Source organism: Winogradskyella ouciana (assembly GCF_009709615.1).
Lineage (GTDB): Bacteria > Bacteroidota > Bacteroidia > Flavobacteriales > Flavobacteriaceae > Winogradskyella > Winogradskyella ouciana.
In genome coordinates, this window is the sequence record NZ_WJYA01000230.1 from 1 (window position 1) to 251 (window position 251).

General features: G+C 57.4%; 1 protein-coding gene. It reads left to right on the forward strand.

Annotation, left to right across the window (positions count from 1 at the left end; translation table 11 throughout):
- Positions 1–45: 45 nt before the first annotated feature.
- Positions 46–251: hypothetical protein (locus F1003_RS17100; RefSeq protein WP_235898435.1), on the forward strand; the 206-nt coding region annotated here is incomplete at its 3' end.

The window sequence follows — 251 nt, forward strand, 5'->3', positions numbered from 1 at the left end:
CCTCCTCTGTCCGCAGAGCATCGCCTGTGTCGACGAGGGACAACTGTGGGGCCAGATGTTGGACACGCTGATAAACTGCTGTTGCAAACGGAAGCCGTTCATCTCGGATTTGGTTGGCAAGCGATTGGGAGCCTGTCTGCTGCTGGCCCTGAGAGACCACGACGCGGCACAGACTGTGCTCAGCCTAGCATTGGAGTGGCAGCTGATTGCCGAACCAGACCAACGTATGACTGTTGTCACAGCGCTACAGT